Source organism: Pseudidiomarina sp. CB1 (assembly GCF_024752025.1).
Lineage (GTDB): Bacteria > Pseudomonadota > Gammaproteobacteria > Enterobacterales > Alteromonadaceae > Pseudidiomarina.
Genome location: NZ_JANTPU010000001.1, coordinates 404,116 through 421,342, shown reverse-complemented (window position 1 = coordinate 421,342; position 17,227 = coordinate 404,116). Strand labels below are relative to the sequence as shown.

Annotated in this window: 18 protein-coding genes and 1 tRNA gene; 9 read left to right on the top strand and 10 right to left on the bottom strand. The window is 48.5% G+C overall.

What is annotated here, in order from left to right; genetic code table 11:
- Positions 1-4: 4 nt before the first annotated feature.
- On the bottom strand, positions 5-547 hold the full coding sequence (infC, locus tag NV375_RS01970) for a translation initiation factor IF-3 (RefSeq protein ID WP_126770076.1): 543 nt from the start codon (positions 545-547) through the stop codon (positions 5-7).
- Between the two features lie 19 nt (positions 548-566).
- Entirely contained in the window at positions 567-2,483 is a 1,917-nt protein-coding gene (gene thrS, locus NV375_RS01965) for a threonine--tRNA ligase (RefSeq protein ID WP_258240424.1), read from the bottom strand.
- Positions 2,484-2,622: 139 nt separating this feature from the next.
- Between thrS and NV375_RS01960 the strand changes: the two genes are divergently transcribed.
- A complete protein-coding gene (locus tag NV375_RS01960; protein ID WP_258806742.1) occupies positions 2,623-3,513 on the top strand; it encodes a DMT family transporter in 891 nt (296 codons plus the stop codon).
- 94 nt (positions 3,514-3,607) lie between these two features.
- A complete protein-coding gene (locus tag NV375_RS01955) occupies positions 3,608-3,802 on the top strand; it encodes a CPXCG motif-containing cysteine-rich protein (protein WP_126770070.1) in 195 nt (64 codons plus the stop codon).
- Positions 3,803-3,880: 78 nt separating this feature from the next.
- Here NV375_RS01955 and NV375_RS01950 read toward each other — a convergent pair whose 3' ends face one another.
- On the bottom strand, positions 3,881-4,492 hold the full coding sequence (locus tag NV375_RS01950; RefSeq protein ID WP_258807935.1) for a riboflavin synthase subunit alpha: 612 nt from the start codon (positions 4,490-4,492) through the stop codon (positions 3,881-3,883).
- 28 nt (positions 4,493-4,520) lie between these two features.
- On the opposite strand from NV375_RS01950, the gene NV375_RS01945 reads away from it, so the two are divergent.
- From NV375_RS01945 to NV375_RS01930, 4 genes are all read left to right on the top strand, one after another.
- Entirely contained in the window at positions 4,521-5,555 is a 1,035-nt protein-coding gene (locus tag NV375_RS01945; protein WP_258806741.1) for a DUF3080 domain-containing protein, read from the top strand.
- 86 nt (positions 5,556-5,641) lie between these two features.
- On the top strand, positions 5,642-6,028 hold the full coding sequence (locus NV375_RS01940) for a DUF6746 family protein (protein WP_258806740.1): 387 nt from the start codon (positions 5,642-5,644) through the stop codon (positions 6,026-6,028).
- An 8-nt stretch (positions 6,029-6,036) separates the two neighbouring features.
- A complete protein-coding gene (locus NV375_RS01935; RefSeq protein ID WP_126770063.1) occupies positions 6,037-6,873 on the top strand; it encodes a MoxR family ATPase in 837 nt (278 codons plus the stop codon).
- Positions 6,873-8,072 (top strand): VWA domain-containing protein, encoded by a 1,200-nt coding sequence (locus NV375_RS01930; protein ID WP_258806739.1) that lies wholly within the window; start codon positions 6,873-6,875, stop codon positions 8,070-8,072. The genes NV375_RS01935 and NV375_RS01930 overlap by 1 nt, the downstream gene beginning before the upstream one ends.
- On the opposite strand, the gene NV375_RS01925 is transcribed toward NV375_RS01930, so the two are convergent.
- A complete protein-coding gene (locus tag NV375_RS01925) occupies positions 8,026-8,469 on the bottom strand; it encodes an Rrf2 family transcriptional regulator (RefSeq protein ID WP_258806738.1) in 444 nt (147 codons plus the stop codon). The genes NV375_RS01930 and NV375_RS01925 overlap by 47 nt on opposite strands.
- Positions 8,470-8,731: 262 nt before the next feature.
- Positions 8,732-9,313, bottom strand: a complete 582-nt coding sequence (locus NV375_RS01920; protein WP_258806737.1) for a hypothetical protein — start codon at positions 9,311-9,313, stop codon at positions 8,732-8,734.
- 170 nt (positions 9,314-9,483) lie between these two features.
- Here NV375_RS01920 and NV375_RS01915 point away from each other — a divergent pair.
- Positions 9,484-9,560 (top strand) — tRNA-Val (locus tag NV375_RS01915).
- Positions 9,561-9,769: 209 nt separating this feature from the next.
- Entirely contained in the window at positions 9,770-11,707 is a 1,938-nt protein-coding gene (locus tag NV375_RS01910; RefSeq protein ID WP_258806736.1) for an acyl-CoA thioester hydrolase/BAAT C-terminal domain-containing protein, read from the top strand.
- Here the strand turns inward: NV375_RS01910 and NV375_RS01905 are convergent.
- Positions 11,704-12,450 carry a hypothetical protein gene (locus tag NV375_RS01905; protein ID WP_258806735.1) on the bottom strand — a complete coding sequence of 249 codons (747 nt, stop codon included), beginning with the start codon at positions 12,448-12,450 and terminating at the stop codon, positions 11,704-11,706. The genes NV375_RS01910 and NV375_RS01905 overlap by 4 nt on opposite strands.
- 291 nt (positions 12,451-12,741) lie before the next feature.
- On the opposite strand from NV375_RS01905, the gene NV375_RS01900 reads away from it, so the two are divergent.
- The gene (locus tag NV375_RS01900; protein ID WP_126770045.1) at positions 12,742-12,951 is read left to right on the top strand and encodes a cold-shock protein; all 210 of its coding nucleotides are present in this window, start codon (positions 12,742-12,744) and stop codon (positions 12,949-12,951) included.
- Positions 12,952-13,012: 61 nt separating this feature from the next.
- Here NV375_RS01900 and NV375_RS01895 read toward each other — a convergent pair whose 3' ends face one another.
- The 4 genes from NV375_RS01895 to pgl are packed head-to-tail and all read right to left on the bottom strand — an operon-like array spanning position 13,013 to position 17,195.
- Positions 13,013-13,660 carry a bifunctional 4-hydroxy-2-oxoglutarate aldolase/2-dehydro-3-deoxy-phosphogluconate aldolase gene (locus tag NV375_RS01895; protein WP_258806734.1) on the bottom strand — a complete coding sequence of 216 codons (648 nt, stop codon included), beginning with the start codon at positions 13,658-13,660 and terminating at the stop codon, positions 13,013-13,015.
- 8 nt (positions 13,661-13,668) lie between these two features.
- Entirely contained in the window at positions 13,669-14,664 is a 996-nt protein-coding gene (glk, locus tag NV375_RS01890; RefSeq protein ID WP_126770041.1) for a glucokinase, read from the bottom strand.
- Between the two features lie 17 nt (positions 14,665-14,681).
- Complete coding sequence (edd, locus tag NV375_RS01885) at positions 14,682-16,499, bottom strand: phosphogluconate dehydratase (RefSeq protein WP_258806733.1); 1,818 nt, start codon at positions 16,497-16,499, stop codon at positions 14,682-14,684.
- Positions 16,500-16,502: 3 nt separating this feature from the next.
- Positions 16,503-17,195 carry a 6-phosphogluconolactonase gene (gene pgl / locus NV375_RS01880; RefSeq protein WP_258806732.1) on the bottom strand — a complete coding sequence of 231 codons (693 nt, stop codon included), beginning with the start codon at positions 17,193-17,195 and terminating at the stop codon, positions 16,503-16,505.
- Positions 17,196-17,227 lie beyond the last annotated feature (32 nt).

Below are 17,227 nucleotides of genomic sequence, written 5' to 3'. Positions count from 1 at the left end.
ACAGTTACTTCTTAGCAGGGGCCAGAACCATAATCATCTGGCGACCCTCAGCCCGTCTCGGGAACGACTCAAGAGTTGATATCTCTTGCAAATCGTCTTTGATACGATTCAACAATTCGATACCGAGTTCTTGGTGCGCCATTTCACGGCCACGGAAACGAACGGTGACTTTAGTTTTGTCACCTCCCTCGAGGAAGCGAGTCAGGTTGCGTAGTTTTACCTGATAATCGCCCTCATCAGTACCAGGACGGAATTTAACTTCCTTGACCTGAATCTGTTTCTGGTTTTTCTTTTGCTCTTTCGCGTTCTTAGCTTTTTCGTAGAGGAACTTGCCATAATCCATCAGACGACATACTGGTGGCTCCGCATTAGGGCTAATTTCCACCAGATCAACACCGGCCTCTTCGGCCTTCTCAAGAGCTTCTTGAATACTTACGACACCAATCTGTTCACCTTCAACGCCGATCAAGCGCACTTCATTAACGCGAATTTCGTCGTTGATACGATTTTTGTCAGCAGCTTTCTGAGTTCTTTTTCCGCCTTTAATGGGTCATTCCTCCAATCGATTAACTAATTTTGCGACTACGTACTTCGTCTTGCAGCTCTGCAATAAATTGCTCCAGGCCTTTTACGCCTTGGTCTTCACCGCGACGGGTACGTACCGCAACCGCTTGGTTCTCGACTTCTTTATCGCCGACAACCAACATATAAGGAACACGTTTTAATGTGTGTTCGCGAATTTTAAAGCCTATTTTCTCATTTCTCAAGTCGGCTGTCGCCCTAAATCCGAGTTTATTCAACTCTTTTACGGTATTTTTGACGTAATCAGCTTGATTATCAGTGATATTCATCACCACAATCTGTGTTGGGGCAAGCCAAACTGGGAAATAACCAGCATATTCTTCAATAAGAATACCCATAAAACGTTCAAGTGAGCCCAAAATCGCGCGGTGAATCATCACCGGCGTGTGGCGTTCGTTGTCTTCGCCAACATAAGTTGCGCCCAAACGACCTGGCAAGGCGAAATCGAGCTGTACGGTACCGCACTGCCATGCACGACCTAAACAGTCATGCAGCGTGAATTCAATTTTCGGACCGTAAAATGCGCCCTCACCTGGCAAATATTCAAACTCGATCCCGTTGTTCTTCAACGCTTCAGCCAAAGCTTGTTCAGCGTGGTCCCACGTCGCATCATCACCTAGACGTTTTTCTGGACGGGTTGAAAGTTTCACGACAATGTCTTCGAAACCAAAGGTTTTATAGGTTTCATAAACCATTTTAATACAGCCGCTCACTTCTTCTTGCACCTGTTCAGGCGTACAGAAGATGTGTGCATCATCTTGTGTAAAGCCACGTACACGCATCAAGCCGTGTAAGGCACCCGACGGTTCATTGCGGTGACAGCAGCCAAACTCAGCCATGCGCAGAGGCAAATCACGGTACGATTTCAAACCCTGATTAAAGATTTGCACGTGCCCGGGGCAGTTCATCGGCTTAATCGCATACTCGCGATTTTCTGATGCAGTGGTAAACATCAGTTCTGAGAATTTTTCCCAGTGACCTGATTTTTCCCACAGCACGCGGTCCATCATGAATGGGCCTTTCACCTCTTGGTAGTTATATTCACGCAGCTTCTCGCGCACATAGGTCTCAAGTTCTTGGAACACGGTCCAGCCGTTGTGATGCCAGAACACCATACCCGGCGCTTCTTCTTGCCAGTGGAAGAGATCTTGTGACTTACCAATTTTACGATGATCACGCTTTTCAGCTTCTTCAAGACGCTGTAAATAAGCTTTTAGTTGTTTCTTGTCTGACCATGCAGTGCCGTAAATACGCTGCAACATCTTATTGTCAGAGTTACCACGCCAGTACGCACCCGCCACTTTCATAATTTTGAAATGTTGGCAGAACTTCATGTTCGGTACGTGCGGACCACGACACATGTCAGTGTATTCTTCGTGATGATAAAGCGCAGGACGATCGTCTTGGCTAATGTTTTCATCAAGAATTTCAATTTTGTACGGTTCGTGGCGTTCAACAAAAGTCTCGCGAGCTTCTTGCCAGCTCACTTTCTTTTTCACCACTTCGTATTCAGTCTTTGCCAGTTCTTTCATGCGCTTCTCGAGCGCATCAAGATCGTCTTGGGTTAGGGCTTTATCTAGGTCAACGTCGTAATAGAAACCATTATCAATGACCGGGCCTATCGCCATTTTCACTTGCGGGAACAGTTGTTTTAACGCATGGCCTAACAGGTGCGCGCACGAGTGGCGAATAATCTCAACGCCTTCCTCGTCTTTCGGGGTAATAATGTGGACTGTCGCGTCTTCGGTAATCTGGTCACAGGCATCGGCCAGTTCACCATTGATTTTGCCGGCCACGGTCGCTTTGGCGAGGCCAGGACCGATATCTTGAGCTACTTCGAGAATAGAGACAGGTTTATCGAAAGCGCGTTGACTTCCATCAGGCAGCGTTACTACAGGCATTCTTTTGTTCCTTTAACAGTGGTGGCACCTACCAAGTGTCACTTGTGATTCAACGAGAAGCGGCCACTATACCGCATGGCTGCAGCGCACGCAATGCAACGCTTGGACTTGTTTTGTTGGGCGGGTATGATAGCGCGCTATGGAATCAATTCTTGGCCCATTGGCCGCCCTTTTTGCCGCACTCTTTTGGGCCCTTGCTACCCTGCTGTACAGTCAGGCGGGAAGCTATTTGTCAGCTAGCCAATTGAACCTAGTCAAAGGCTTTGTAGCAGTCCCCCTCCTGTTTATCGTGGGTCTTATCACGCAGCAATTGGTGCAGTTTGATGGCAGTGCGGCGGCATGGTTGCTCTTAGCCAGCGGAGTCATCGGCATCACTATTGGCGACACGCTCTACTTCACCGCGCTGCGCCGTATTGGCCCTTGGTATACCATGCTGTTCGAATACTTAGCCCCACCCTTTGCGGCCGGTATAGCATGGCTGTGGTTACAGAAGGCGATGACCGCACGCGAATTGCTAGCGGCACTGGTGGTGCTAGTCGGCATCATCGTTATTACCACCGAGCGTAACTCGCAACGCCCCCAGGCGCACTTGAACGTTTCAGGTATGACCGCGGCAACGGGAGCGGCGTTGTGCCAAGCTTTGGGCCTTGTGATGGCATTTGAGGCCTTAGCGAGCTTCAATGTGAATCCGCTGCAAGCGGCCTTTGTACGTCTCGCCGCTGGCACGGCTGCACTCACCATTGCACTGATTTTATTAAAACCCAAAATGTTTCTACAAACCAAAGCTGCACTGCGCCATACGTCACTGCCTTGGTTGCTGGTTGCCATTTTTATGGGCACCTTTCTAGCGATTTGGTTGCAACAAACCGCTATTGCCTACCTTCACCCCGGACTCGCGCAAACGCTGCTCGCTACCGCTCCACTTTGGCTCATCCCAATTCAATGGTGGCGGGGCGAGCCGCCCACGTTGCGCAGTATTACCGGAGCAGTTATCGCCGCAGTCGGTATCGCTTTGCTATTTTGGCGCTGAACTCTTTACACAACGCTTAGCTTCTTTACGTGGCGGGAATAACTTCTTTGCACCATAATCAGTTTAGGTTGAATGCAAAAGCGAGAGGCTCGCTATGAATGTTGAAAAACTTCACGACGCCGCAGTGCGCTGCCCTCATTGCGGTCATCAAATCCATGTGAGCATCGATGTCTCGCAAGGTGATCAAGACTATCAAGACGAATGTCCGGCCTGCGGCAGTGATGTGCATTTAGATGTTCACGTCGATGACGCGCAAGACAAAATCATCGTAAAAGTGTTAGAAGAATAAGAGCGTTGTTTGCTATTCGCTGTTTGCACGCTCGCTTTCGCGAGCTCTTTGTTTAAACAAACAACGAACAGCAAACAGCTAAGAACGCTGTTGTTCTAGGTAGCGGTTGACGGTATCGACGATAGTGATGGTTTGCTGATCAAACTCTAAGTTTACCTTGTCGCCCGGCGTTAATTCAGCAAGATTGGTTAAGCGTAACGTTTCAGGAATTAAATGTAGCGAAAACTGGCAATCATGCACTTGGCCTATTGTTAAACTGGCCCCGTTGACACTTATAAAGCCTTTAGCAAACACATAAGGTTTAAACTCTGCTGGAAACGCAATCCACATGGCGACGTTATCGGCAGTTTCAGTAACAGTTTCAAGTGTCCCGGTGGCATGGATATGGCCTGAGACATGATGGCCACCGATTTCATCACCGACCTTCAATGAGCGCTCAAGATTGACCCTGCTACCTACCTCTAACTGCCCGAAATTCGTCAGCTTTAGGGTTTCGTCGATCACGTCAAATCGCACGGTATCTGTGGTAAATTGAACCACTGTTAAACAACAACCGTTAATAGCAATACTGGCACCAATTTCTAGATTTGTAAGGAACTGCGGTGCAACTTTTAGGGTCAACTGGCGGAATTGTTCACGTTGATCAATCGCAATAACTTCAGCTTGGGTTTGTACGATACCGGTAAACATGATGCGTGACTGGCTCCAACGACAAAGAATGGGCACTATTGTACGGTCTCTGCGCGGGCTTTGCTACGTCTTCGTGGCGTTCTTACTGAGCGCGTGCAGTGAAATACCGCCGGCGTTATCTGCGCTTGATGATTATCAGAGCCGTGTCGCCAACACCTTGGAACTTGAGCCTATCGTTTACCACCCCAAAAGCTGCCCTAAATTACCAGATACCCGCGATCTTCGCGTTCAGGTTCCACGTGTTAGCGTTTCGCTCCTTGACTCATGGCGCCTTGACCAATGTGCGGCGGGGCAACTCATTGCGCAGCGCAACAGTGCTTTAGGAAAGCTTGAAGAGGGTATCAGTCGCTACTTTACCGATCTTCAACTCACGCAAGCGATGCAGATCTGCGTCACGGCACTTGAGCAGGCAGGTGAAGCGCAACTAGCTAAGCGCCTAGCAAGTGCCTTACAAGAAAAGCAGCACACGCTAGCAGCTAGCAAACAACTCGCGATTGCCACCGATGACGCCTTGCGTCACAGTTTACGTTTCGCTCCAACCACCCTAGCAGCGCCCGATGATGCTGCGTTTGCCAATGCTCTAGCGTCCCTTGACCATGTGTTAGCAGTATTACAAGAACCTGCGCAGCAACCGACACAGGTCTCACGTGGACAACTCGAAGTTGCGCTCGAACAGCTGCATCAATCAGACTACCTGCCCCGCTTGTGGCGTTCCTTGCATGCCTTAGATGCCTACATACAACAGCTATCGCCCCTAACCGAAGATCTAGTGCGTCTGGCTGGCTGCAGTAGCAAGGGACGACCGCAACGCGCAGAGGTATTGCATACGGTCTTCCTCAAATTCTTTATCGCGAACGTGCAACCTGAGCTCGCTGGTTATACCCGCCAAGGTTATCTTGTGAACGAGCGACTTGAAGAACTCGCGGCGGTGAGTGAGCAGGCAGCTCTAAAAGATTATCTTCAGCAGCTGATGCAACTAACCGAGCGCCTGAATGAACGCAGCAAACATCATGTCGAGCCATGGCAACGGTTCTTTGCAGCCTGTGACTTTACTCCCGGCTAATTACCTCTATTGGTGTATCGACTTTCTTGCGGTATTATTGATAATAATTCTCATTAAGGACCCTATTTAATCAAGAGGACGTAGTTATGAAACTTAAGTTGACTGTACTTGCACTCACCACAGTTATCGGATTACATGCGCCTGCATTGCAAGCAGACGAAGAACAACGCTACGAGCACTTCAAAGGCCAACCTGCCAAAAACCTAGATCAAGCCTTGTTCAACCTAGCGAACTTTAATGCCAAGCTTGAACAGATCATGGCAAAAGGTGAGTTGACAGCGAATGATATGGCGACCATTCACCAGTTGAGTTATACCCTTGAAAATGCGTTGCAGCGCCTCGATGAAGAGGTAGACACCATGCAGGAAGTGCTGGAAGAAGTGCACCTTGCTTCAGAAAGCATGGATTTTGAAACGGTACAAAAACAAGGTAAGGTTTACCTCGAATCGACCGGTAAAATCGTTAAAAAATAAGGACACTTATGCGCTTTAGCAGTACCTCGAGTTACATCGTCGCGGACGAACTAGCACTGGCAGTCAACGCTGCTGTAACCCTTGAAAAGCCCCTTTTATTAAAAGGTGAGCCTGGTACTGGTAAAACAAGACTTGCGGAAGAACTCGCCGCAAGTCTTGGCGTACCCTTACTACGTTGGCAGATCAAATCGACCACCAAAGCACAGCAAGGTTTGTATGAGTATGATGCCGTTTCGCGTTTGCGCGATAGTCAATTGGGCAGCGACAAAGTACACGATATTGCCAATTACATTAAACCCGGTAAGCTCTGGCAGGCCTTCACAGCGCCCGAACGTCCAGTTTTGTTGATCGATGAAATTGATAAAGCTGACATTGAGTTTCCAAATGACCTACTCCATGAGCTCGATCAGATGGAGTTTCATGTTTACGAAACCGGTGAGCAAGTTACCGCTAAGCACCGTCCGATCGTAGTGATCACCTCGAACAACGAAAAAGAGTTACCAGATGCGTTCTTGCGCCGTTGCTTCTTTCACTACATTAACTTCCCTGACGCTGAAACGTTGGCGCAAATTGTTCGCGTGCATCATCCCGATATTCAGCGCGAACTACTGCAAACAGCACTCGAAGTTTTCTTTGACGTGCGCAAGCTACCTAATCTAAAGAAAAAGCCTTCAACTTCAGAGCTCATTGACTGGTTGAAGCTACTTTTGGTTGAAGATATTGGTGTGCGTGATTTAAAAGCGAGCAACGGACTGATGCCGATGTTTGGTGCCCTACTAAAAAATGAGCAAGACGTGCAGCTTGTTGAAAAACTAGCGTTTATGACCCGCCGTCGAGAAAGCTAATGCTCATTGAGTTTTTCTGTACACTGCGCAAGCACGGTCTGAAAACCAGTATTACCGAGCTTATGGATTTGCTTTCGGCGCTTGAGAAGCAAGTGGTATTTGCCGACGTTGAAGCGTTTTACTACCTTGCTCGGTTAACCTTAGTTAAAGACGAAAGCCAATTTGACCGCTTTGACCGCGCCTTTGCCGAGTACTTTGAAGGTGTCGAACAAGTCGACCTTAGTAGTGCCATTCCAGAAGACTGGTTACGCCGCTCGCTGCAGCGTCAACTCACCGACGACGACAAAGCTAAGCTGCAAAGTATGGGTGGCCTAGACGAGCTCCTAAAAGCCTTTCAAGAACGCATGAAGGAACAACAGGAACGTCATGCCGGCGGCAATAAATGGATTGGTACCGGCGGCACTTCGCCTTTTGGTGCCTATGGATACAACCCCGAAGGCATTCGTATTGGCCAAGACGGTTCGAATGCCCGCCGAGCGGTCAAAGTGTGGGACAAGCGCGAGTTTCGTGATCTCGACACCGACGGCGAGCTGAACAATCGCACCATGCAACTCGCTTTGCGAAAGCTGCGCAAATTCGCCCGCACCGGAAGTGCAGAAGAGCTCGATCTAGATGAAACGATTCGAGCGACCTCACAAAAGGCTGGCTTGCTTGACTTAAAATGGCGCCCAGAACGCCATAATGCAGTTAAAGTTTTACTGTTATTTGATGTCGGTGGCTCGATGGATGACTTCATCTATGAATGCCAGCAACTTTTTGCCGCGGCGCGCAGTGAGTTTAAGCACCTTGAGTTTTATTACTTCCACAACTGTGTTTATGAGGACGTGTGGCAATCCAACGAGCGCCGTTTTAGCGAAAAAACCTCAACACGTGAACTGATTAATAAATACGGCCGTGACTACAAACTGATTTTTGTCGGCGATGCGACCATGGGGCCTTACGAAATAGCTTACCCGGGCGGGAGTGTTGAACATTGGAACGAAGAACCAGGACAGCTTTGGATGCGCCGCTTGCTTAACCATTTTGACAACGCGGTATGGCTTAATCCGCAGCCATTGGAGCACTGGAAATGGCATCACTCAATCGACATGATGCACGAGCTTATGGGTGCTCGCATGTACCCCATGACCCTCGATGGCATTAGTGAAGCGATTACGACGCTGTTGAAAAAATCTGTTGCAACTGCCCCCGTTTCTTAAGTAAATCCGCTAGGGTAAATTCGCGCAAATAGTCGTAAAACAGTTCCTTACCGCGCGCTACAATGCCCTTCAATTCACACGCCGGTAGCGCCACACAGTATGGGTTATGGCACTCAATCCATGGTTCATCACCTTCAAGTTGGCGTATCACATAGTCTAAGCGAATCTCATTGGGAGCTTTGGCTAAGAAAAAGCCACCGTTCTTACCACGACGCGTTTCAATAAGCTGCAATCGACCCAAATGATGCACAACCTTGTTGACGTGGTTGCTCGACAAACTAAAGGTCTCGCAGATATCTTTGATGGTGGTTAAACGCTCGTGTGCTTCCGCGCCGTCTTTGGCACCAAGGTACATCAAAATTCGTAAACCATAATCGGTGTATTTTTTTAATTGCATAACGCCCGTCTACCCTTGCGAAAGTTTACATCTTTAAACTTGATCTTCATCAAAGATACATGAATAATGCATATTATAAAACATGCATTGGAGATGTAGGTTATGAGTGCACACACTTTACTACGTAGCGCAAACACCGCCATGGTGGTTTTTCTAGCCCTTTTTTGTATTGTCGCTTATCTCGCTTGGGGCATGGAAGCACAACTTCCATTAATGTTGATCGCGGTCTTACATTTTTTGCAGATACTCTTGGCCGGATTGTTTAAAGTTTCGTATGTAGTTCGCTTGATTGCACAGAATCAGCTCGGCCAAGCGCTACGCTAGTGACTAAAACATCGGCTTCAGCAAGACGTTGCAATAACTTCAGACGACGCCGCAGCGGCCACCAATCGTAGAGAAAAATTTCAAGTGGCCGCCACATTGCGACCCACCCGGCAATAATCAGCCCATGCGCGATCAAACTAGGCAAAGTTTCTGCTGCGAAACGTTGCTCTAAAAACTCGCTTAAAATATGACAAGCGACGAGAAATGTAAGACCGACTACGAGACTCATACGACCATTGCGGAACAAGCGATGGAGCTTGTGTTGTTGTACGGCAACACGTGCTGAATAGTAGTTGCGCACCGCATCCTGTGCCCTACTCTGCGCTCTCGCTAAATCTCTCGGCTCCGAAAGCTGCAGCAAGATCTTAAACGTTCCCTCACGCGGTAATTCATCCGCCCAACCCTCAATAAAGTCATCCGCAGCTGGATCAAGGTCACGTCCAACAAATGGCGTAGGATCTAAAGAATTAAAAAGCTGTTCAATGCGTTCTAGTTTAATTTGAATGACATGCTGCTGCATCGCTAGGCTCATACAAGTAGGCATGGTAAACAGATTACACCGTCAACTGCTGAAATGTTAGACAAACAGCCTACGCAACCGCTATTTTTCGCAAAAATGGCTTGCACGTAAACCGCAGAATGAATAATATAGCGGCCGTTCACGCAACGTGAACAGGCATTTCAAAATGTACGACCGTAGCTCAGTTGGTTAGAGCGCTACCTTGACATGGTAGAGGTCGGTGGTTCGAATCCACTCGGTCGTACCAATTCGTTAGAATTCCCAATACCGCTAGAAAACAAAGAAGTCTGCGCTGACCGACAGCCCAAGCTGGCTCGATGATCTTTGCCCCTGCTAACTCGGTTTCAAGCAAGCTTTCGCGCTCGTTGAAATATTTGTTTGCATTCAGCGACTTGTAACGGCACTAATTAATCTCTTTAATGACCAAAGTAAGCCAAACACTAAAAGAACAAAATTATGCGTCGTATTGTAACGGTCATCGCTCTTCTACTAAGCTTCACCGCCATTAGTGGTTGTGGCGAAAAAGGCTATCCGAGCCATTTATTAGTGAAAAAAATCACAACCGATGAAATTCAAGCCCTGCTCGTAGCCCCTAAAACCAATGAACCATCATCGACAGTCATCGTTTTAGGAGGTTCTGATGGTGGCTATCAAAGTGCAGCAGCCACCGCTGAGCAGCTCGCCGAAAATGGTATTGCGGCGCTCGCTTTGGCTTATTTTAGCGTTGACGGCTTACCTACCACGCTAAACAAAATACCACTTGAGTACTTCACCCATGCCGTAAATTTTATTGACCAACACCCGCAGCTCACCCGTAATCAATGCGGACAAATCGGTGTTGTGGGAAGCTCTCGCGGCGCGGAACTAGCATTGTTGCTAGGTGCACATAATTCTAATTTCGCACCCATTGCCGCACTTTCACCTAGTTCGCACGTGTGGGGAGGTGCTGGAAATACTAGCGCAGCTTGGACGTTGAAAGGCGAGCCAATGAGTTATGTACCTCGACACTCTAACCCAAACTATGACGTAACTAAGTTTGTCGGTGTCGACTACTTCCGCAAGGATCTTCAACACGCAGATGCAGACGCTGCACGCATCCCCGTGACGGCGATCGCGGGCCAAGTTCTGTTGCTGGCGGGCACTGATGATCAGTTATGGCCCTCCGCCGAAATGGCAAAAACACTAGAACAGCAATTCGCTAAAGCCCAGCAACCGAGCAAGGTACAGGCCTTGTACTTTAAAGACGCAGGTCACGTCATTGCGCCGGGTGCACCTAACACCATAACCGAGGTAACAGCACCAAGTGGCACAACCATTGCGCTTGGCGGCAATCCAACAGCAAATCAATCCGCCCAAGATGCATCACTCAAGGCAATGGTCGAGCTCTTCAAAGCCCCAGTGTGCCGGAGCAGACCAGAAGAAAGCAAGTTCGACCAAGCGAAACTCGACGAATTACGTGAGACCGTAAAGCAAGCGGGTAGCTCCTCCATGGTGCTAATGGAGAATGGCAAAATTGCCTTTGAGTTCGGCAATATTCACAGAAAACACACCATGCACTCAATTCGCAAAGCGATGCTGAACTCATTGTATGGCATCTATGTTGAGCGCGGTGTTATCGATTTAGATAAAACCCTTGCCGAGCTTGAAATTGACGACATTCATGGCTTAACGGACACCGAAAAATCGGCGACCGTACGTCACCTTTTAAAATCGAGAAGCGGTGTTTATCATCCTTCGGCAGCAACCAATGCAGCAATGCTAGCGGCCATGCCTGAACGCCACAGCAAAAAACCCGACGAGCATTACGTCTACAACAATTGGGACTTCAACACCGCCGGCGCTATTTTCGAAAAGCTCACCGGTGAGAACATCTATGAAGCGTTCGCTCGCGAGATCGCTAAGCCTCTTGGCATGTTGGATTACCAAGGCAACTACACCACCATCAGTGAAGACACCAATATTTCGAAGCTCAAGGTTGACGGTTTTTATTATTACGAGCCCGAAAAATCCAAGTACCCTGCCTACCACATGCGCATGAGCGCCTATGATATGGCACTCTACGGCCAGCTATACGCAAACAGTGGCGATTGGCATGGTCAGCAACTTATCAGCGCTGACTGGATTGAAAAAAGCACAACGTCGTATTCGGTAACGAATTCCTACATGGACTTTGGCTACGGTATGCTTTGGAACGTCATCAACCCCAACGAGGAACGTGCGACAAAGTCGTTCTATCACACGGGTGTCGGCATCCACATGCTCGGCGTCTACCCTGCCTCAGACCTAGTATTTGTGCATCGTGTGGCCACCGAATCCGATTACAACTTTGATCAACAGAATCTGTATCGCATCATTGGTGGCATTTGGAGCGCGCGGCAAGAGCCGCCACTCTAGTAAAGTGGCGTCCACCATGAGCCTATGCTTTTTTCCATCTGAGCAGCTCCCATCAGCCATGTTTCACTATTCCAGATCCAAACAGAGAATGCTTTCACCACAACAATAAACAAGGTGCCATAAAGGGTTGCCGGATGTAACTTACCCAGCGTTCTTAAATCAAACAAAAAAAGTGGTGTGAGAGCTAACAGGTGATAGAGATGTAAAGGCCAAATAGGCCCGCTTGCGCCGTTCATCCCCGGCAACCAGGTCATCCTAAAGAAAGCCGCATCGAGTATTAAAAATGACACAAAAATAATGAGTCGTTTGTGTGCTTGCCTCGAAAAACGTACCGCTATCATCGCCGCTAAATAAAACACTAGAATTTGAATAATCGAAGTGATGGTAAGACCAAATAAACGATAAATAATCGGCTTTACTTCAGCTGGCACGTCTAAAAATAAAGAATTGGTTGAGAGCCCTAGTCCGGTCACTATAACAATAGTTATCAGCACAAAGCCGGCACCGGCGAGACCGTAATGCCAAGTTAACTTGCCTTTTAAAATTAGCAACGCTTGCAGAATTACCAATGTCAGCCAACCCATCATAGATAATGCGTGGACATGGAGTATCCATGGTAGATTGGTCAAGCCCTCTTCGAGCCCACGTAGAAAGCTGGCGAAAAATCCAAGAACTGCGAGCGCAAGAAAAAAGAACGAAATTAAAATAAAAAAATACGAATGTTTCGAATTGGTTCCCACCATAGCGATCTCCCTGTTTTTGTTATTCCGACTAAAACTAGAAAAAGTTTTCAGAAAACGCAAACTCAACTGTGCAACCACTGATTGAAAATAAATCACGATATAGTTTGACTTCGCTAGGAATGAGCGTATTGTGGGCGGCGTTGGATAAGAATTTGAAAGATAAACCTCCTTTACGACGCTTTATTAGTAGTAAGTCCTCGTCCTGTAGTTTTAAATCTCCATTTTTTACCCGCATGATCGCGTCAAGGTCATGAACCTTTGCGCACAACAAATCTATATAGGATGACTATTATGTCTAATACAGTAACTGGCGTTGTTAAATGGTTTAACGAAGCAAAAGGTTTTGGTTTCATCGAGCAGCAAGGTGGCGCGGACGTATTCGCTCACTTTAGCGCTATCTCAGGCAACGGTTTCAAAACCTTAGCTGAAGGCCAAAGCGTATCGTTCTCAATCACTCAAGGCCCTAAAGGTCCACAAGCTGAGAACATCGTAGCGATTTAATCGCCAACGAAAATTTTAAGAAAGAGCGAACCTAGGTTCGCTCTTTTTTTATGTCTTGAATTTACTTCTTGGCCTTGGCGACAGCTGTTGCTGCGGCTTCTTCTACAGCTTGCCAATTTTTCGCGTCAATCGCGGGTTTCGGCAAAATCCATGAGCCACCAACACAATGAACATTCGGTAACGCCAAATAATCATGGTAATTGCCTTGATGAATACCACCCGTTGGACAAAAAGTAATTTCTGGGAACGGCCCCGCTATCGACTTCAGCATCGCACAGCCTCCTGCAGCTTCAGCGGGAAAAAACTTCAAATGTGTATAACCAAATTCTTTCGCGGTCATCAATTCCGAAATCGTTGCTACACCGGGGATCAGTGGCACGTTGCCGCGCGCTCCAGCCTTGAGCAAATTAGTGGTAATGCCGGGGCTGATGGCAAATTGTGCACCTGCAGCTTTGACTTGTGCCAACTCTTCCGGCGTCGTTACGGTTCCTGCGCCAACAACAGCACGCGGTAACTTTTCTCGTAAACGCTCGATCGCAGCTAACGCTATCGGTGTCCGCAAGGTTACTTCAAGAATGGGGATGCCCGCGGCCAACAATGCTTCAGCCATAGGTACCGCATCTTCCAGACGTTCGATGACCATAACGGGTACTACAGGACTAAGTTTAAATAAGTCCGCTGGGGCCAACTGCCAATGGGGAAAACTCATAGCTACCTCTATTTAGACTGTTGCAACGATTGTTTAAGGTACTGCCCCACGCCGCGCAAGCCCGCATGCTCAGCAGTGATCACAAAACACGGGATGGCTTCGGCAACTTGGCAAAAACGTCCTTTATGTTCAAAACGTGCACGAAAATTTGATGTCGCCATAAGTTGCATCAACTTTGGTACCACGCCGCCGGCAATATAAACGCCGCCATAGGTATTCAGGTTTAACGCCAAGTTGCCAGCAAAACTACCTAAGCTCGCAAAAAATTGATTTACGGTTTCAAGCGCCAAAGTATCGATGCCACTTAGCGCTCGCTGACCAATTTTCGCCGCACTCAAAGGCACCACGTTGCGTCCATGATAATCCGCTAGCGCTAAATACAAAGTTTCCAACCCCGGTCCCGATAACACTCGCTCGGCCGAAACCCGCCCGACCCGATTATGGATAAAACGATGAATCGCCCATTCTTTCTCATTGGTAGGTGCCCAATCAACGTGACCACCCTCGCCCGGTAGCGGCATTACGCTCCCATCGGGCATCGTAATTAAATGGCCGACACCAAGCCCAGTGCCCGCACCAAGCACCGCTTTTGGCGCTTTGGGCGTTATTTTACCGCCGCCAATTTGCTTAAGTTCGTGTGGTTGTAAAGTCACGATACTCATGGCTGCCGCAGCAAAGTCATTCAACACTTTAAAGGTTTTCAAACCCATCGATTTACGTACGCCGCGAATTGAGAACTGCCAATGATGATTTGTCATGTTAATTTCATCGGAATCCACCGGGCAGGCAATCGCAATGGCGACATGTTCTAAAGGCACATCTTGCTCACGACTGTATGCAGTCATAACGTCGGTTAACGTCGGGTAATCCGCACAAGCAAATACCTGCACTCGATCGAGTTCAAAGGTCGTCAAGTTGATTCGGCAAAAACGTGCATTGGTCCCCCCAATGTCCGCCACCACGGCACAGGTATCAGTTGGTAGGGTCTCAGTTTCATTTACCATGTTGCTTCTTCTTGTTTTTATTGGTCTGAAAACAGTACACAAGCGCCCTCTTCGGCACCACTATAGTTCGCGCGGAACACCCCGAAAAGTTCACGTCCCATACCTTGGTGGCTATCACTAAGATCAAGCGTCGCTTGCGGACGTTGTGCCAACTCGTCACTCTCCACCAACACATCTAAGGTGCCGTTTAGCGCATCAAGACGCACCAGATCGCCGTCTTGAATCTTACCAATTACGCCGCCATCGACAGCCTCCGGTGTTACGTGAATGGCCGCTGGCACCTTACCAGATGCGCCTGACATGCGACCGTCAGTAACCAATGCAACTTTATAACCGCGTTTTTGGAGAACCCCAAGCGGCGGAGTCAATTTATGTAATTCGGGCATGCCAATCGCCTGTGGCCCTTGAAAACGCACCACGACCACACAATCGCGATTCAATTCGCCAGCCTTAAAGCGTTGTTCCAGCTCGTGTTGACTCGACATCACCACCGCCGGTGCGGTAATCATTTCCGTCCCTTCCGGAATCGCTGACGTCTTCATTACCGCGCGGCCAAGGTTCCCCGCCAAAACGGCAAGCCCACCATGGCTGCTAAACGGTGCATCGGCACCGCGTAAAACATCCGTATCGTGTGATTCCGTTGGTCCATCACGCCATACTACTTTGCCATTTTCGAGTTCTGGTTTTTGCGTGTACCGACGTAAGCCTGGGCCTGCGACCGTTTTTACATCTTCATGCAGGAGACCTGCATCGAGTAACGTGCGCACTAAAAAGGCCATCCCGCCAGCGCGTTGAAAATGGTTAATATCGGCATCGCCATTTGGATAAATACGTGTTACCAAAGGTGTTACGCTGGAAATTTCGGCAAAATCGTCCCAGTCAATCCGATAACCTGCTGCCCGTGCTATCGCAATCAAGTGCATGGTGTGATTCGTTGAGCCACCGGTGGCTAACAAACCAACGAGGCCATTCACAATACTCTTGGCGGTCACAATTTCACTGATCGGAGTGTAATCTGCACCCAAATCAGTAATCCGCGTTACTTGCTGGCCCGCAACGCGCGTCAAGGCCTCACGAAGTTCACTCCCCGGATTCACAAAGGACGAACCAGGCAACTGTAAGCCCATGATTTCGACCACCAATTGATTTGAATTAGCGGTGCCATAAAAGGTGCAGGTACCTGGGCTATGATAAGACGCTGCTTCGGCCTCTAATAAATCGTCCTTGCTAACTTTTCCTTCCGCATAAAGTTCTCGTACACGGGCTTTTTCTTTATTGGTGATTCCTGACGGCATCGGCCCTGCAGGAACAAACACGAAGGGTAAGTGGCCAAACCGCAGGGCTGCGATCAATAAGCCGGGAACGATCTTGTCGCAAATGCCAAGCATTAAACCGCCGTCAAACATGTTATGTGACAAGCTTACCGCGGTGGCCATGGCGATCACGTCACGACTAATAAGACTAAGTTCCATGCCTGGTTGGCCCTGCGTTACACCGTCACACATAGCGGGAACGCCACCGGCGACTTGTGCAACACTACCTACTTCACGAATTGCGGCTTTAAGCTTATCCGGATAATCATGGTACGGCTGATGTGCTGAAAGCATGTCGTTATAGGCAGTTACGATGCCGATATTCGCTTTCGTTAAACTCCGCAGTTCACCTTTATCTTCTTTACCACAAGCGGCAAAACCATGTGCCAGATTGCCACATGACAACGCCCCGCGATGGGGACCTTTGCTGCGCGCTGCAGCCATATGCTCAAGATAGCGCTGACGATCTGCTGCACTGCGTTCTTCGATCCGTTGGGTAACGCGCTCAATAACGGGATGCATAATTTACTCCTCTGGCACTGCCAGCATAACCTCAACCGGAACTTGCTGTTGCTGCAAAAAACGACTTACTGGAAAATCAGCTTCAGGCTGCATCGCCTGCTCAAGGACAGCTGCCTTGTTCGTTCCGGAAAGATGAAAATAAATGTGACGACTGTCGAGCAAACGCGCCAAACTTAAAGACATACGTTGATGCGGTGCTGTTGTAGGGGTTACCGCAGCCACCGAATCAGCAGTCGAAAGCGCATGCGCAAGTTCCGCACTGCAGGGAAACAGCGAAGCTGTGTGACCGTCTTCGCCCATACCTAAAATCACCACGTCAAAGCGTGGTAAGTCCGCCAACCGTTGATTGACCGCGGTAACGGCTTGGTGTGCATCGCTCGCATCGGTCAATAAACTAATAAAGTTAGCCGCCGCTGCTTGGTGTTGTAAGAGATGTTGGCGTACTAAACGCTCGTTACTTTGTGCATCAGTTGCCGGTAACCACCGTTCATCGGCCAACACAATCGTTATTTGCGGCCATGGCAGCACTTGTTTACTCAGTCGCTCAAACAACGGTACCGGCGTTCGACCGCCAGATACTACTAGATAAGCGTGCCCGCGCTCGGCTACTGCATGCTCAAGTTCACGACAAAGCTGCCGTGAGAACTGATCAATTAAGTCACTATCATGGTGAAATTTCTTTACTGCAACAGTCATGGTTTATCTCATTTACTACGTTGTATTTTGTT

Bases quoted from the DNA above. Each gene is read 5' to 3' on its own strand.
- thrS (WP_258240424.1), bottom strand. From the start codon at position 2,483: ATGCCTGTAGTAACGCTGCCTGATGGAAGTCAACGCGCTTTCGATAAA.
- NV375_RS01960 (WP_258806742.1), top strand. From the start codon at position 2,623: ATGGAATCAATTCTTGGCCCATTGGCCGCCCTTTTTGCCGCACTCTTT.
- NV375_RS01955 (WP_126770070.1), top strand. From the start codon at position 3,608: ATGAATGTTGAAAAACTTCACGACGCCGCAGTGCGCTGCCCTCATTGC.
- NV375_RS01950 (WP_258807935.1), bottom strand. From the start codon at position 4,492: ATGTTTACCGGTATCGTACAAACCCAAGCTGAAGTTATTGCGATTGAT.
- NV375_RS01945 (WP_258806741.1), top strand. From the start codon at position 4,521: ATGGGCACTATTGTACGGTCTCTGCGCGGGCTTTGCTACGTCTTCGTG.
- NV375_RS01940 (WP_258806740.1), top strand. From the start codon at position 5,642: ATGAAACTTAAGTTGACTGTACTTGCACTCACCACAGTTATCGGATTA.
- NV375_RS01935 (WP_126770063.1), top strand. From the start codon at position 6,037: ATGCGCTTTAGCAGTACCTCGAGTTACATCGTCGCGGACGAACTAGCA.
- NV375_RS01930 (WP_258806739.1), top strand. From the start codon at position 6,873: ATGCTCATTGAGTTTTTCTGTACACTGCGCAAGCACGGTCTGAAAACC.
- NV375_RS01925 (WP_258806738.1), bottom strand. From the start codon at position 8,469: ATGCAATTAAAAAAATACACCGATTATGGTTTACGAATTTTGATGTAC.
- NV375_RS01920 (WP_258806737.1), bottom strand. From the start codon at position 9,313: ATGCAGCAGCATGTCATTCAAATTAAACTAGAACGCATTGAACAGCTT.
- NV375_RS01910 (WP_258806736.1), top strand. From the start codon at position 9,770: ATGCGTCGTATTGTAACGGTCATCGCTCTTCTACTAAGCTTCACCGCC.
- NV375_RS01905 (WP_258806735.1), bottom strand. From the start codon at position 12,450: ATGGTGGGAACCAATTCGAAACATTCGTATTTTTTTATTTTAATTTCG.
- NV375_RS01900 (WP_126770045.1), top strand. From the start codon at position 12,742: ATGTCTAATACAGTAACTGGCGTTGTTAAATGGTTTAACGAAGCAAAA.
- NV375_RS01895 (WP_258806734.1), bottom strand. From the start codon at position 13,660: ATGAGTTTTCCCCATTGGCAGTTGGCCCCAGCGGACTTATTTAAACTT.
- glk (WP_126770041.1), bottom strand. From the start codon at position 14,664: ATGGTAAATGAAACTGAGACCCTACCAACTGATACCTGTGCCGTGGTG.
- edd (WP_258806733.1), bottom strand. From the start codon at position 16,499: ATGCATCCCGTTATTGAGCGCGTTACCCAACGGATCGAAGAACGCAGT.
- pgl (WP_258806732.1), bottom strand. From the start codon at position 17,195: ATGACTGTTGCAGTAAAGAAATTTCACCATGATAGTGACTTAATTGAT.